This window comes from Mesorhizobium sp. CNPSo 4661 (genome assembly GCF_057784215.1).
The window spans coordinates 164,874-179,091 of sequence record NZ_JBWGIO010000010.1 but is presented as its reverse complement, the minus strand read 5'-3'; the positions used below and the strand labels follow the sequence as shown (position 1 = coordinate 179,091).

The window sequence follows — 14,218 nt, the reverse complement described above, 5'->3', positions numbered from 1 at the left end:
TTGCTGCAAACGCCCCAAGCCACGCCGCTTTGCCCGCCAGGCAAGCTTCCTTGCGCATTCTAGTCGCCCGGATACCCAATTGAAACGGGGCCGCCGATTGAAATCGGAGAGCAAGATGCTCGAAGAAGCGGCTTCTTCTATGAGACCCGTCACATACGGCCGGCGCGGCTAGAGCAATTCCAGGAAAAGTGTGAGCGGTTTTCCGTCCGGAATTGCGCGAAAACAAGAAGATGGGGCATTTCACCGTTTCCGTGAAACGGTGAAATGCCCCAGTGCCCGTGCGGCTATTTCTGCTTGCCGGCCTTGGCGTAGGCTTCGGCGAAATAGGCGAGGAAGACATCCAGCATGCCGTTTTCGTGCTTGTCCTCCATCGCCCGCCAGGTCGCGACAAGCGCATCCCAGGCCTGGCTTTTCCTGGACGAGAAGGACGCGGGCGGGATTTTCTTGGCGATCGCCTCCGGCGACAGGTCGTCGAGCAGCCGGGAGAGCGCGGCCTGCATGGCGGCGTAGGTTGCGATTTCGTGTGCCTTCAGGTCGCGGAACGCATCCTCGACACTGTGCTTTGCATCGAGATAGCCCGCCCTGCGCTTGGCGAACATGATCTCCAGAATGTCGTCGGTACCCGGCACGAATTTCAACGGGTTGTTGTCCTCGGCGCCGATCATCGTGCGGTTCGCGGTTTTGGCGAGCACCTTCGCCGCCGCGCGCGCCTTGAGCAGCAGCGACAGTTGCTCGACCGTGGTCCTCAGCACCGCGCCGATCTCTGCTGCGATGTCGTGCGGGTCGCGCGATTGCAGCAATTCAGGCGCGATGCCCGCCGCCCTGGCGATCTCCCGCAACATCGCGTCCGCTTCGGCCGGCCGATTGGCCGGGGCCGCCGGACCGGGCTGCAACGCCGAGGATGTCGAGACGGGCGCTGCCCCAATCGGGCGCTGCTCCGCCGGATTGAAGAATGGCTCGCGGCCGGGATCCATCGGGCGGCCGGTCGAGGGCGGCAGCTCGCGTTGTGTCGACCCGGTCCTGGTCTGCGGATGGCCTGTCGCGGCCCGTTCGTCTTCGATCGAAACGCCGACGACATAGCGGCCGATCAGCAGCCGGTCGCCCTGGGCCAGCCGATGCGGCCCGGCCATGCGCTGGTTCGAACCGTTGACGAAAGTGCCGTTGCGCGAGAGGTCGTAGAGCCAGAACGAACCTGCCTGGTAGCGGACCTCGCAGTGTCGGCCCGAGATGAACTTGTCCGGGTCGGACAGCGTCCAGTCGCAATTCTCGCGGCCGATCTCGAAACTGCGGTCGCGGGCGGCATAGCTGGCGGCGGTGCCGGCCGGCAACCTGTCGACATTGCTGATCTGCAGAGAGATGAACATCCGGAAGCGTCGCCGAACTTGGTCAACAAATGCTTATCTTACGTGCGATTCCGGGTGGAAAGCCGCCAGGCGCCTTCTCGGAATTGCTTCGGTATTCTAGCAGCTTGCAAGCGGAGCGGGAGAGGAACGTTTCACACCGGTGCCCGGGTGCGGTTTAGCCGCCGCTGTTATTTGGCCTCCTCCAAACATGTGCTAGGCTGACCCCTTACGGTGCGGTGAATTCGAACGCTCCCGAACGTGATGCAGTTAATAGAACGGGGGTTTCAAACCATCACACTGGCGGCCGCGTCGAGGAGGGGCACGACCCATGCCGAACGAACGTGCTACGGTTGTACAGACGCCGGCTGGCGCCGACCTGACCTTCACCCATCTCATCGGCCGCGATGAGATCAGCCGCTGTTTCGCCTATACCGTCGGCTTCGTCTCGAAGAACCGCGACGTCGATCCGCTGAAGATGCTGGGCGGCGTCGTTTCGGTCGAGGGCGAATCCGATCCGAAGCGCTGGTTCAGCGGCCTCGTGTCGGATTTCAAGCTGACCCGCATCGAGGACCGGCTGGCCTTCTACGAGGCGACCGTCAGGCCCTGGCTCTGGTTCCTCGGCAACACCACCGACTGCCGCATCTTCCAGAACATGACGGCGGTGGAGATCGTCGAGAAGATATTCTCGAAATATGGCATCGCCAAATTCGAGAAGCGGCTGCAGGGGTCCTATCCCTCGCGCGAATATTGCGTTCAGTATGACGAGAGCGATCTCGATTTCGTGCAGCGGCTGCTCGAGCACGAAGGCATCTTCTATTTCTTCGAGCATGACGAGGGCAAGCACACGCTCATCCTCTGCGATGCGATGAGCAAGCTGAAGCCGGCGCCCGGTTACGAGAAGGTGCTCTACAATTTCGAGGGCCAGGCCTCGCGGCGCGACGTCGAATACATCACCGAATGGATTCCCGGCAGCGCGGTGCGCCCGGGCGCCTATGCCCATACGGACTATGATTTCGAGAAGCCCGGCGCCGATCTGATGGCGAAGTCCTCGCAACCCTTCGGCCACAAGGAGGCCTCGGGCGAGAACTATCGCCAGCCTGGCGCGCATCTCGATGTCGGGCGAGGCGACAAGATCGCCGGGATCCGCCGCGAGGAACTCCAGGCCGTGCACCAGCACAGCACGGCGGTGGGCACGGTTCGCGGTCTTTTCTCCGGCTGCAAGTTCACGCTGGAGAGTTTTCCGCGCGACGACCAGAACCAGGACTATCTGGTGGTCAGCGCCGAATACCGGCTGTTCGACCCGGGCTACCGGACCCAGAACGAGGCCCATAACGAGAATTTCAAGGTGGTGCTCGGCGTGGCGCCGACCAAATTGCCTTACCGGCCGCCGCGCATCACGCCGCGCCCGATCATGCGCGGTCCGCAGACCGCGACCGTCGTCGGCCCTTCGGGCGAGGAAATCTTCACCGACAAATATGCGCGGGTGAAGGTGCAGTTCCACTGGGACCGGCTCGGCAAGAAAGATCAGAACTCATCCTGCTTCGTGCGCGTCTCGCAGACCTGGGCCGGCAGCAACTGGGGCTTCATCCAGATCCCGCGCATCGGCCAGGAGGTCATCGTCGACTTCATCGAAGGCGACCCTGACCTGCCGATCATCACCGGCCGTGTCTACAACGCGTCTCAGATGCCGCCTTACGGCCTGCCGGGCAACGCCACGCAATCGGGCTGGAAGTCGAATTCTTCGAAAGGCGGTGGCGGCTACAACGAGCTGATGTTCGAGGACAAGGCGGGCTCCGAGCTGGTCAATTTCCAGGCCCAGAAGGACCACCATTTGCTGATCAAGCACGACCGCAACAAGACGGTCCAGCACGACCAGTCAGACCGCATCGACCACGACGCCAAGCACTCCGTCGGCCACAACCTCGACGAGGACGTCGGCAACAACAAGACGGTCAAGATCGGCGTCGACCAGACGACGAATATCGGCTCGAACGATACCGAAACGGTGGGCGCGAACCGGTCGCTGACGGTTATGGCCAACGAGACGATACACGTCGTCGCCAATTCGACGGAGAACATCGACGCCAATCATTCGCAGACCGTGGGGCTCAATCAGACGGTCACGGTGGGCGTGGCGCGCGTCGATACGGTGGGGGCCGCCGAAACCAGAACCGTGGGCGCGGCGCAGATTAACACCATCGGCGCGACCCGCGCTGTCAGTGTCGGCATCAGCCAAAGCCATGATATCGGGGCTGACGACAGCTGGAATGTCGGAGCCGGGCAGACCGTCAATATCGGCGCGGATCAAAGCGTCACCATTGGGAGCGCTCAATCGTTCAACGTCGGTGCTGCGCGCAGCGCAAGCATCGGCGCGGATGACTCGACGAATGTCGGAGGCGCCCATTCGCTGAGTGTCGCAAAGGACAGTTCGATCGGCATTAGCCAAAACAGCGCGATCAATGTCGGCAAGAAGCTGGTGATCAATGCAGGCGACGAGATCCTTATCCAGACCGGGTCGGCCAAGATCATGATGAAGAAGGACGGCTCGATCGCGATCGAGGGCAAGGATATCTCGGTCAAGGGATCGGGCAAGATCGTTATCAAGGCATCGGGCGACATCACCATGAAGGGCTCGAAGATTGCGGAGAATTAGGAGGGCGCATGGCAAAGCTGCGTAATCGCATCGACGGTGTCGTCATTGGCCAGTTTCTTGGCTTTGACGACGACAAGCCGCTGGTCGTTTTTCCCGGCAATCCCCGGGAAACAGCGTTGCCGGCACGCAGCTTGGCCGCCTTGAGTTCCGACATGATCGGACAGGAGGTCGCGCTGCTGTTCGAAGACGGCAATCCGCAAAAGCCGCTGATCGTCGGCCGTATCGTAGAGCCCGCCAAAAAGCCAACAGGAGCTCAGGTCTTTCGCGATGGCGAGCGCGTGCGGATCCATGCCGAGGAGCGGCTTGAACTGCGTTGTGGCAAGGCTACGATTCTGATGGAGGCGGACGGCCGCATCACTATCCGCGGCACCTATGTCGCCAGCCATGCGACCGCGACCAACCGCATGCGCGGCGGGTCGATCAGCCTGAATTGACGATCAGATGGCGGGCGCGGTGAAATTGAACCGGCCGCCTATCGCGGCGCAAGAGCAGATCGTCCCCGACATCGTACGCCAGCACGTCGAGCAGGCCGCATTCCTCTGGGCGCAGCGCGACATGCTGGCGGCGCAGAAGCCGCCGGACGAGAAAGCTATCGCGGGTATCGACCGGCGATTGGAGGCCAATCTGGACGGTGTGCGCGTTGCCGGAGCTGCCGCCTGGCCATTCATCATCGCCGCCTATGATGACTTTCCCGAGAGGGGCGAACTGTTCCTCTATGGCTGGACGGCAATAGAACAGACGGATGGGCGACGTATTCTCGAAGCCGTGGAACTGGGCCGCACGCGGGACGACGAAGTGCATGGGCTGGTCGGCGCGCTTGGATGGCATGACGCTAAGGCGATCGGACCGCTGGTGCGCAACTGGATCGCTTCCGAGGATGGGTTCAAGCGTTATCTCGCGGTTGCCGCATGCCTGGAGCACGGCGTGGATCCCAAGGACCTCCTCGTCCGCCTTGTCCGCGATCCTGATATGCGCGTGCGCGCAACAAGCCTGCGCCTTGCCGGCAAGGTGAGGCGCGCCGACCTGGTGCGCGAGATCGCTGCCGCCCTGGAATCGCAACACGAGGCGGTGCGCCTTTCCAGCGCCCTGGCGCTGAACGAACTCGGTCACGCCGCTCTGGCAAAGCCCGAACTGCACAAGCAGGTCCTGGCGAACGGACCCGACGCGCTGATTGCCTTGCGCACCATTGTGAAGATCGGGCCGGACAAGGATGTCCGGGCCTGGATGGGCGGGTTGCTGAAGTCGCCCGACACCGCGTCGCTTGCCGTGCGCGGGGCCGGCATGCTGGGTGACCGCACGATCCTGAACTGGCTTATTCACCAGATGCGCGATCCGGCGCTCGCCGTGGCGGCGGGCGGCGCGTTGCTCGAGCTTTTTCCGGAGGCGCGCAACGCGGATCTCTTCACGCTCGACCCAGCGGAAATCGGCCAGGCATTCGAAGCCCATTTCGGAGATTTCGGTCCGAATTTGCCCGTGGCCGACAAGGTGGAGGCCTGGGGAAGGGCGGCTGCCCTGCTTGGCTGACTGAACCGGGCACGGTCACGAGGTTTATGCGGACGTCCAGGCCTTCGGCGCGGCAAATCGATGGATCCAGTCCACCGTGCAGGCCCTCTCGGCGAACGGTCCTTCGAATTCGGTGATGTCCGTCAGCAATACTGGATCGAGGAGAGACCCGGCCGCGAAATAGGAGGCCAGTTCAGGCTCCCGGCGGTGTCGGTCGCCCAGGATGGGTTTCTCCCCGAGCTGAAGCAGTGCGCCGGACCCGCAGGGCTTGAGCACCGCGCCGGGTATCGTCTTCAACGACTGTCGCTGGGGCGCGAGTTTTGGATCGGCCAGGAACTTGGCGCCGATGAAGGTGAGCCAGGAAATTGCCTTCATGCCATTGTGCATGAACGGCAAGGCCGCGTTCAAATCCTCGACATCGACAGCCCAGTAGCGTTTCGCCCACGGGAAAATCTGGGCGAAAGCGGCTGTCTTGAAGTAGGGATCGTACAGGTGACAAAATCCGGCATGGCCGGACAGATATTGGATGTGTTTTCCCAATTCGTTGGCTAGGCTTGCCACCAGAGCCGGTGCCGTGTCCCAGGGAAAGAGAAACCGGTAGAAGGCGTGCTCCGGCTCGTTGGCCTGATGCGCGAGACGGTATATGCAGGCGCTCCAGCCTTGCGAGAGCTTGCCGTCCCAGATGCGAAATTCCGTGCGCCATCCTCGGATGGTCCGATGACGGATACGGTGCAGGAACGGAAATGTTGCGTCATCCGAAAGCGGAGCGTTGATATAGTCGCCGGCCGGCAGCCTGTTGAAGCCGATATCCGGTGAAGCCTTAACCTTCGTCCAGACGTCTGCCGGCGCGTATTTTCGGTAGATATCGAGAACCGCTTCCCATTCAGGTACCGATAGGCGTTCTGCATAGATAGTGAGGTCGAGCCCGATCTCCAGCAAGGGAGAGTCGAGATCTCCGGGGGAGGGCAGTGTCAGGAGTGCGGGAGACGTCATCTGGAATCCCTGGTTACTCTTTAGGGTCCGGACCGGTGTCCGCCCCCTTCTCGTCCTTGATCCACGCGCGCACCTCGTCGTAATTGCTCTTGAGATATGCAGCCATATCCTTATGCCGGGCCAATTCTCCTTCTTCGTAGGTGTATTCCACGACGTCCATTTCGCCGTCGGCCCGGCGGGCGTCGATGTCGAGGTAAACGACAAAGGTGGTATCCGCGCCGCCGACGATCAGCAGATTATCCGGATTGTAGGGGTCTTCTCCCTCGCGCATCATTTTCTTGAAGCTTTTGACGCGGTCACGAATTTCCTCCTCACGGCGCTGCGCCAGGGACAAGAGGTCTGCTTCGTCCTCCAGGGCTACCCAGCCATCGTGCAGCAGCAGCATCTCGCGATAGCTTGGAGGCAACGCGTAACCAAGGCTGCGTTCGAAGGCCTGTAGCTGTTGCTCAGAGGCAGGCGGCCCGAGGACCTGGTCGGCGGACTGACCGAACGCCACCTGGTAGAACTCTTCCCGGGCCTGATATAGTTTCGAGACCAGAGCCTGTAGCCGTGCACGGATATCCTTGGCCATCGTTCCCATCCATCTATTTGCAGCAATCGAGCGTGACGCCCGTGTGTGCCTTGACCTTTTTCCCGTTCGCGTAGGTAAAATCGGTGGTCTTGAAGGCCCTCATCTTCGAACCAATCCATTCGTTCGGTTTGGACGGCATCATCCTAAGGTTCGCGAAGTCCTTGGTCGCACCGCCCACCTGGATTTCCTTCATGTGATCAGGGCTCATCCCCGGCAGGTTGGGTTTGGCTCCCTGATCCTTCCATCTGTCATGCGCGCATTTGTGGACGAAGTTGTCTTTGATGTCGTCGGGCTTGGCGGTGCCTTTGGGGGGGAGCTGGTCGGTCAGCGCCTTGCGGTAGGCGTTGGCCCCCGCGTTGCCGAGCTTGCGCAAGCTTTTTCGCCCGCCCGACCGCGGCGCGTGCGAGGCCTGACGCCGAAAATCGCCTTGCTTGTTCATCGCCAGACATTTGGCGCACATGCACTTTATGTCGCACTCACGCTTCTCTTTGTTCCGTTCCTCTTTGTAGTCGGAGCATTTGATAATCAGCGGATTGCTGCCGGCCTTACACACGTCGGGGATAATGCCCGCCATGCAGATCGTGTTGCCGTGGTTCATCTTCAGCTTGTCGCTGAACCGGCACACGTTCGCCCCATCCATCTTCACATCGAAGGAATACGTGATCCATGTCGCCTCCTTCATAAAGGTGCTCGACACGACACCGCCCGCGGTTCCAGCCTCATCGCCCGAGCAGCGGCTGAGTTCAGAGCCCTTGATGGCGCAGGAGTTCCCGTCCGCCGTGACGGTCGTGGTGCCATTGGCCAAGTCGCTGGCGTTCGAAATGATGACGGGATACGGGATGGGCACAGGTCCGCCGGGGCTGGGTGTCTTGCACACGTCGGGAGCCGTGCTCATCGCGAAGTCGGAGCTGCCCTTGTGAACGATTCCGTTCATCGTGCCGTTGATCTTGACGGTTACCGACATCAGTGCGTCCGCGCCTCCGTGCGGTCGTGGACGAGGAACCCGCAGCGTTCGCCCGACTCCGAACTCGTGAATGCCGCCAGGACAGGTCCCTCGGCATAACGTTTCCTGGTAGCCGCCTCGGCCAGCATGAGCAGTAGTGGACCGGAAGCCGCGCCCACGTCGCCCCAGCAATCTGCGGGCGCCGTAAAGGCGTCGGGCGCGCGGAACAGCTCGGCCGCGCGGATGCTCGCAAAGCCAAACTCGTCAGCACGGTAAGGCTCGCCGTTCATGTCGCAATACAGATGGTCTACCTTAATTGCGGGCGGGTCGCCGGCCAGGTTTCGAAACATCGCCAGCAGGCCTTCGCCGGTGCACACGGTATCGGTCTTGATCAGGTTGGTTTCGCGAGCGATGGCAACCGACATGAGCTCTAGCGCCGCTGAGAGTTGATACCTTTGCGCCGCGGCTGTGGTCGTCAGCAAAACAAACCCGGCGGCCTCACCGGGGATGAAACCATAGGGATTGTTCTCCGCCCCGGCCGAGTGAACCTGATCGCTTTCTTCCAGCCATTCCAACGTTTCCGGCTCCAGATAGGAATCGACGCCACCTGCCAGCGCGAACTCGCAGGCGCCCGACCGCACCGCCTGCCACGCCCTTTCGATCGCCATCGTTCCGGCAGCGTGCCCGGATTCGATGACGATGGTTTTTTCGATGCGGCACAGAGGAGCCAGTTCCTCGCGCAGCCGGTCAACGACGATGGTCGCAACGTCGCTTGCGCGGCCCGGCCGGGCAGACGGCAAGCCGACGAACAGGGAGACCGGCAGTTCGCCGGACCAAGGCGCTGATGAAGGTCCGACGGCCTCTACTGCGGCGGGCGCCGCCAGTTCCGCTAACCGGGCCGCTCCCCTCACATCTATGTCGAGGTATGGCGCCAGGGCCACGATCATGCTCTTGCCGGCAGTGTCCACCACGAAAGGATGTTCGCCGAAACCGGCGATACCGGCACGCACCGCGGCCGCTGTCGCCGCCGCTGTCATGCCAACGGCCGTTCGGGCTCCTGATCCGATAAGCGCCACTCTCATCGCCCTTAACCACCTTCTTCATCAGGATCGCGCCAAGCCTCATCGATCCCGGACGGGACCGAGCGTGGGTGTGCGTTCGTCACCGACAACAGGCTCACGCGCGTCCGGTCCAGCCGCTGCACATCGGCATGCGCCGGCAACGACGTTCGCCAGACCAGCACCACCCGCGGCACGTCAGGCTCGATTACGACGGTGTGCAGGGTCCCCCGGTGCGTAATGCGTGGTTTGCCCTTGATGTCCGTCTCAAACCGGAAGGCGAGGCGAGGTAAAAGAAATGCCATGCGCCCGGTCGGCGTCAGGTTCAGCAATTCCACAGGCTCTCCCCCCCGGAAGAAATGTTTCGGCCGCTGGTCCTCGGGAGAGCAAAGAAAGAAGCGGTCATCCAAGTCGAACGGATAGAGCGGGAACCGATTTTTCTGCCAGGCTTCATCATAGGTCCCGGCATGTTGGACACGCTGGCGCCAATGCGCGGGGATCGGTCCGAAACCGGCCGCCTTGCTGCCGCCGTTAGAGCCCAAGGTTTCGATATTCGGAGCGATCTTGCCGGGCACGGGCACCAGTCCGGTCCCGACTGGGTTGTATTGGTCGAAGTGGGGCCGCGCCGGATCCTTGACCGGATCGGGCTCGCGCCCGCCATACGCGCGCTCGTAGACCAGCGGCATGCGCATGAAAGGCTGCGGCGATCCGACACTGACACCGGAGACTGAGTGCTGGTAGACGCGATCCCCGGTGACTCGGAGAGATTTTTGCAGGTCACCTATTCTCAAACTCACGTCCACGGACGTCGCCGGTTTGCCCTCAGCGGCGTAGGCATGGCCGCGCAGCAGCACGTCGGTCGTCGGTTTCGTCAGGTAGAAATCGGAATCGTACACCAGACTGCCGGCGCCCGGCCCGCTGCCGAATTTGGGGGCCACGACCGGGGGCTCTTGTTCATCGGCGACAGCCGTTGTCCCATCCGGATTGATGCGAAGGCTGCATCTTACGGCGACCATCCAGACCTCGCCTCCGTCCCGACCTCGGGTCCAGATCCCGCTTGCCATAAACGGCGTATCGTTCTCGACCTGCCACATCAGCTGGTCTCCCAGCTTGCGGCAAATATCCGCTCGAGCGTCGGCTGCGGTGCCTGCGGATCAATGTCGAAAATATCCGTATGCCCCGTCCACGCCGCCAGCCCGTCGATGACATCGCCCTCGCCATCGACAAGCGGAACCGGCAGCACGCCCAGCGCTGCGTCGAGTTGGTCGGGCGTCAACTCTCCGCGTTGCGCGGCAAGCGCCGCATTCTCGACCCCTTCGAACCACGCGTCCGCATAGGCCAGCTTGAGGGGCGCCTCCGGGAGCCTTGCGACGACGCTCAATGGAAATTGCCGACCGACCCTGTCGGCGCTTTGCAGCACGATGCCCGCCGAGCCGCCGAAGGCACCAGGGCCACTGAGGAAGCGCAGCGCCGTGCTTGTCGGCCACGCTTCGAGCCCGAACAGCGGCACGATGTGCTGCGCCAGCCAGCGGTCCCACACGCGCACGAAATCGCCCGGCAGCCGGCGCGTCACGAAATCGCCGGCGGCCGGCATCTTGCCGTAGAAGCCGGGCAGGATCAGATCTGCGGCGGACATGTGAACTTCTTGAACATTTCAAGCGTGTAGGGGTTCTCGACGCTGGCCGCCTTGAGCTCGAAATCGGCCCACATCCCCTTGGTGCCGAGCCGCAGGCTGTAGACGTCGGTGAGCTTGGTCGCGTTGAAGCGGCCGCCGCGCAGCATTCTCAGCCACGCCCAGCTGCCGGTCTCGTTGAGCATCACTTCGGGGGAGCCGTCGACCGGCTGGAAGGCCAGCGAGATCACGCCGGTGCCGTCCTTGCCCGGCCATGTCATCGGCTGCGGCCTGGTCGCGTTGTTGTAGTATTCCATGGTCTGGCCATCGAGGTTGAGCGTCATGCGAGCCACGTTGGGCGACAGGTCCTTTGGCTCCAGGGTGAAATTCATCACCGGGCCGGTGCCGCCGGGGAAGAGATCGTCGCGGATATGGCGCGCCTGCTCGAAGGCCGCGAGCGCTGCAGGATCGAGGCCGAAATCGGCGCGCCATTTCCACGGCTCGCTGGCGGTGTCGACATAGTTGATCAAATGGTCGTTGGTGAAGGCATCGATCAGGCCGGTCGGCCCGAACAGGCGTTGGAAGTCACGCACGTTGACGTCGACCGCGCTGTCCGGGCTGAACGGATAGCGGTTGTTGAGCGCAGCCTGGCAGAACGGCAGGATATCGGCGCGCCAGATGGCGTTGAGCTCATTGGTGACGGCTTTTTGCGACAGGCCGCTCGTGTCGCCGGCAATGCCGCCCAGCCAGTCGTTGATCGGCGAAGGCAGGATCTGCGCTTGTCTCGCGACCGCGCCAGTCAGTTCGGCAAGCCCGCCCTGCTTCTTGATGGCGTCCTGCGGATTGGGGTTGGCGGTGACCGTCTGCAGCACGTTGGACAGAGCCGTCAGCGCCACGACGGCGGCGTCGAGCGCCGGCGGCTGGCCGTCGACCTGGGCGATCGTGCCCTTGAGCGGCTTGAAATGCTCGGCCACCAGGCTGCCGGTCATGTCGACCTGATCGGCCGAGCCCGCGCGTGGCAGGAGCTTTGCGCCGGTCTTTACCACCTTGCCGAGTTTACCGAGCTTGCTGAGCAGCTTCGAGCCGGTGTTGGCGGCGTTCTTGTCGTTCGCCGCCGCATCGTCGGAGCGGGTCAGATCGGTCTCCTGTACCACCGCGGTCAGCAGGCGCTTCAATGCGGAGTCGGCGCTGGAGAGATCCTTGAGGTTCTCGCTGGCGACGTTGAGGTCGGTCAGCGGCGCCAGCCGCATGTCGCGCAGGAAGCTATCCCACTGCGAGATGTAATCGTCGTAATAGAGCTTCAGTATGTCTTCCGACAGCGCCGAGACAGACGTCTCCGAATTCTCCGAGCAGCCGCCGGCAAACACGGCGCGGTCGAGTGCTGCCTGTCCCGCGACGTCCTCGACCCGGTCGAGGATCGCATCGTGGAAGCCGGCATAGGTATAGGGGCCTGGAACGCCGACGCGCAGCGTCTTGTCGGAACGGCGCGCGAACACCTTCGCGCCGTTCGGTCCGGCGAAATTGGCCGGCACCCATTCCTTGACCGCCGCCACTTCCGGGTCGGCCAGAAGCTGCTTGTAGGCCCGCTCCGGCAGCGAGATGGTGCACACCGTCTTCAGCGCCTCGGCGACCAGTTCCTTGTCAGGCGCGATGTAGCTGTCGTCGACCGCCATGCGGCGGATCGCGGCAAGTTGGTGCTCTTCGGCATCCGGGGTCGGAAAGGGCGCAGCCGGCGCAAATTGCGGCAGGCTGTTCACCCACCAGTTCTGGACGAAATCGGTGTCCATCTGCGACAGGCCGGTCATCATCCGGTAGGTTTTCAGCGCGCCGAGCATGAAATCCGGATCGCGGATCTGCCGCCACATCGTGGCCTCCAGCAGCGCGACCATATGCGGCTCCAGCACGTTGCGCAGCGCGTGGTCGTAGGTGTCTGTCTGCGCGCGCACCAGCTCTGCCGAGGCGGTCGGGCCGAGCAGATTATGGATCGCGTCCGGCGGCGCGGTGCGGGCCGTCGCCACCGCGTCCATCGCCGCCAGCGCCCCGTCCATGGTCGGCTGCTCGACCGCGGCCGGCATCGCCGCGACATCCGTTAGCGGTTGCTGCAGCGCCTCGAACTGGCCAGCCTGTTCGGTGATCGCATTGCGGTTGTCGAGATAGGACCAGGTGAACAGTCCGCCGGCGAGCAGGGCGGCGAGCGCGCAGGTGGCGGCGGCCCCGCGCCAGATCCATGCGCGGCGCCTTTGCGCCAGCGGATCGAATGTGCCGAGGCCGGCTTCCTTGAAGATCACTTCGGTGAGCAGGTTCCTGAGGAAGAAGCTGCGCTTCTCGACGCGCGCCGCCGGCATGGCGCGCCGCGGCGGCAATCCGAAGGACGAGGAAAGGGCGGCGGTCAGCCGGTCGATCGGCGCGCCTTCCTGCGTCGCCGAGGTCAGATAGAGGCCGCGCAGCCAGGCGGCCTCCTCGTAGCGGCTTTCGCCGAACATCGCCTCGACCAGCACCTGGATCGGCTCGGAGAGGCTCGCCAGCTGTGCCGGGAAACGGAAGATATCGGCGCGCTGGCCGAGTTTGTCCTCGTCTTCGAGCCGCGGCACCAGCCGCCGCTCAAGCTCGGCGGCGAGCCTGGCAAGCTCGGTCTGGATCGTGCCGGCGTTGACGCGGGCATCGAGCGGGAACGTGGTTCCCCACACCTGCTCGCGCGCCGCCGTCGACAAGCCGCCGAAGAAGGCCTCGAAGCCTTTGATCAGGTCGGCCTTGGTCAGCATCAGGTAGACGGGCAGGCGGATCTCGAGCCGATCGTTCAACTCCGCCAGCCGGCGGCGGATTTTTCTGCCATGCGCCTTGATCGCCTCGTCGCCCTCCGACAGCGCGTCGATCGACAGCGCGACGATGACGCCGTTGAGCGCGCGTCGGCCCCGGTGCTTCTTCAAAAGATCGAGGAAGCCCAACCACTCCGCCGCGTCGACATCCGGCTGGCTTTCCTGCTGAACGTAGCGGCCGGCGGTGTCGATCAGCACCGCGTTCTCGGAAAAGAACCAATCGCAATTGCGCGTGCCGCCGACGCCCTGCAGATCGTCGGTGAGGTCGATCGGGAAATTGAGCCCTGACTGGCGCAGCGCCGTGGTCTTGCCGGTCGCCGGCGGCCCGACGATCACATACCAGGGCATTTCGCGCAGGAATTTGCGGCCGCCGAGCTTGCGGCGCTTGAGCTCGGCCATCACCTCGCCGAACTTCGCTCCGACCGCCGCGACGCTCTCCTCGCCGGGCGTGAGCTGCTTCTCGGCGACGGGCGCCGCGATCTCGGCGACGAACATGCGGTTGGCGCGGATCGCGCGGCGCTGTGCGACGATCAGCCAGATCAGCCACAGGATGATCAGCCCGGCGATGATGGCGATGCGGACATTGTCGGATTCGAACGGCGCGTAAGGACCGACCTGCACGATCGGGCCGAACACCCAGATCAGCAGCGAAAGCAGCGCGATGCCGATCAGCGTCCACAGGAAACGCGAGGTGATGACGGCCCAGAGGAAGCGCAGGATGAACAT

General features: G+C 63.3%; 11 protein-coding genes. 3 read left to right on the top strand and 8 right to left on the bottom strand.

All coding sequences use genetic code 11. The features are described from left to right. Positions 1-284: 284 nt before the first annotated feature. On the bottom strand, positions 285-1,364 hold the full coding sequence (gene tagH, locus AC0YKC_RS16975) for a type VI secretion system-associated FHA domain protein TagH (protein WP_488511863.1): 1,080 nt from the start codon (positions 1,362-1,364) through the stop codon (positions 285-287). Positions 1,365-1,671: 307 nt separating this feature from the next. Between tagH and AC0YKC_RS16970 the strand changes: the two genes are divergently transcribed. From AC0YKC_RS16970 to AC0YKC_RS16960, 3 genes are read left to right on the top strand one after another with little or no spacing between them, the layout of a single operon-like run. Continuing rightward, positions 1,672-3,996 (top strand): type VI secretion system Vgr family protein, encoded by a 2,325-nt coding sequence (locus AC0YKC_RS16970; RefSeq protein WP_320298719.1) that lies wholly within the window; start codon positions 1,672-1,674, stop codon positions 3,994-3,996. Positions 3,997-4,004: 8 nt separating this feature from the next. Continuing rightward, positions 4,005-4,430: a DUF6484 domain-containing protein gene (locus AC0YKC_RS16965; RefSeq protein ID WP_320298720.1), complete on the top strand. Its 426-nt coding sequence runs from the start codon at positions 4,005-4,007 to the stop codon at positions 4,428-4,430. Positions 4,431-4,437: 7 nt separating this feature from the next. Then, positions 4,438-5,520: a HEAT repeat domain-containing protein gene (locus AC0YKC_RS16960; RefSeq protein WP_320298721.1), complete on the top strand. Its 1,083-nt coding sequence runs from the start codon at positions 4,438-4,440 to the stop codon at positions 5,518-5,520. A 24-nt stretch (positions 5,521-5,544) separates the two neighbouring features. On the opposite strand, the gene AC0YKC_RS16955 is transcribed toward AC0YKC_RS16960, so the two are convergent. The 7 genes from AC0YKC_RS16955 to tssM form a co-directional block, all read right to left on the bottom strand. Beyond that, positions 5,545-6,438, bottom strand: a complete 894-nt coding sequence (locus tag AC0YKC_RS16955) for a type VI immunity family protein (protein WP_488511862.1) — start codon at positions 6,436-6,438, stop codon at positions 5,545-5,547. A gap of 67 nt (positions 6,439-6,505) precedes the next feature. Beyond that, the gene (locus AC0YKC_RS16950) at positions 6,506-7,063 is read right to left on the bottom strand and encodes an SMI1/KNR4 family protein (protein ID WP_488511861.1); all 558 of its coding nucleotides are present in this window, start codon (positions 7,061-7,063) and stop codon (positions 6,506-6,508) included. A gap of 13 nt (positions 7,064-7,076) precedes the next feature. Then, a complete protein-coding gene (locus tag AC0YKC_RS16945; protein WP_320298724.1) occupies positions 7,077-8,027 on the bottom strand; it encodes a DUF4150 domain-containing protein in 951 nt (316 codons plus the stop codon). Beyond that, the gene (locus AC0YKC_RS16940; protein WP_320298725.1) at positions 8,027-9,043 is read right to left on the bottom strand and encodes a beta-ketoacyl synthase N-terminal-like domain-containing protein; all 1,017 of its coding nucleotides are present in this window, start codon (positions 9,041-9,043) and stop codon (positions 8,027-8,029) included. Before AC0YKC_RS16940 ends, AC0YKC_RS16945 begins: the two co-directional genes overlap by 1 nt. Positions 9,044-9,093: 50 nt before the next feature. Continuing rightward, entirely contained in the window at positions 9,094-10,158 is a 1,065-nt protein-coding gene (locus AC0YKC_RS16935) for a DUF2169 family type VI secretion system accessory protein (protein ID WP_320298726.1), read from the bottom strand. Continuing rightward, a complete protein-coding gene (gene tagF / locus AC0YKC_RS16930; RefSeq protein ID WP_320298727.1) occupies positions 10,158-10,700 on the bottom strand; it encodes a type VI secretion system-associated protein TagF in 543 nt (180 codons plus the stop codon). The genes AC0YKC_RS16935 and tagF overlap by 1 nt, the downstream gene beginning before the upstream one ends. Then, on the bottom strand, positions 10,682-14,218 hold the full coding sequence (gene tssM, locus AC0YKC_RS16925; protein WP_488511860.1) for a type VI secretion system membrane subunit TssM: 3,537 nt from the start codon (positions 14,216-14,218) through the stop codon (positions 10,682-10,684). The genes tagF and tssM overlap by 19 nt, the downstream gene beginning before the upstream one ends.

Excerpts from the sequence above, each read along its gene's own strand:
- tagH (WP_488511863.1), bottom strand. The coding sequence starts at position 1,364 with ATGTTCATCTCTCTGCAGATCAGCAATGTCGACAGGTTGCCGGCCGGC.
- AC0YKC_RS16970 (WP_320298719.1), top strand. The coding sequence starts at position 1,672 with ATGCCGAACGAACGTGCTACGGTTGTACAGACGCCGGCTGGCGCCGAC.
- AC0YKC_RS16965 (WP_320298720.1), top strand. The coding sequence starts at position 4,005 with ATGGCAAAGCTGCGTAATCGCATCGACGGTGTCGTCATTGGCCAGTTT.
- AC0YKC_RS16960 (WP_320298721.1), top strand. The coding sequence starts at position 4,438 with ATGGCGGGCGCGGTGAAATTGAACCGGCCGCCTATCGCGGCGCAAGAG.
- AC0YKC_RS16950 (WP_488511861.1), bottom strand. The coding sequence starts at position 7,063 with ATGGCCAAGGATATCCGTGCACGGCTACAGGCTCTGGTCTCGAAACTA.
- AC0YKC_RS16945 (WP_320298724.1), bottom strand. The coding sequence starts at position 8,027 with ATGTCGGTAACCGTCAAGATCAACGGCACGATGAACGGAATCGTTCAC.
- AC0YKC_RS16940 (WP_320298725.1), bottom strand. The coding sequence starts at position 9,043 with ATGACAGCGGCGGCGACAGCGGCCGCGGTGCGTGCCGGTATCGCCGGT.
- AC0YKC_RS16935 (WP_320298726.1), bottom strand. The coding sequence starts at position 10,158 with ATGTGGCAGGTCGAGAACGATACGCCGTTTATGGCAAGCGGGATCTGG.
- tagF (WP_320298727.1), bottom strand. The coding sequence starts at position 10,700 with ATGTCCGCCGCAGATCTGATCCTGCCCGGCTTCTACGGCAAGATGCCG.
- tssM (WP_488511860.1), bottom strand. The coding sequence starts at position 14,218 with ATGTTCATCCTGCGCTTCCTCTGGGCCGTCATCACCTCGCGTTTCCTG.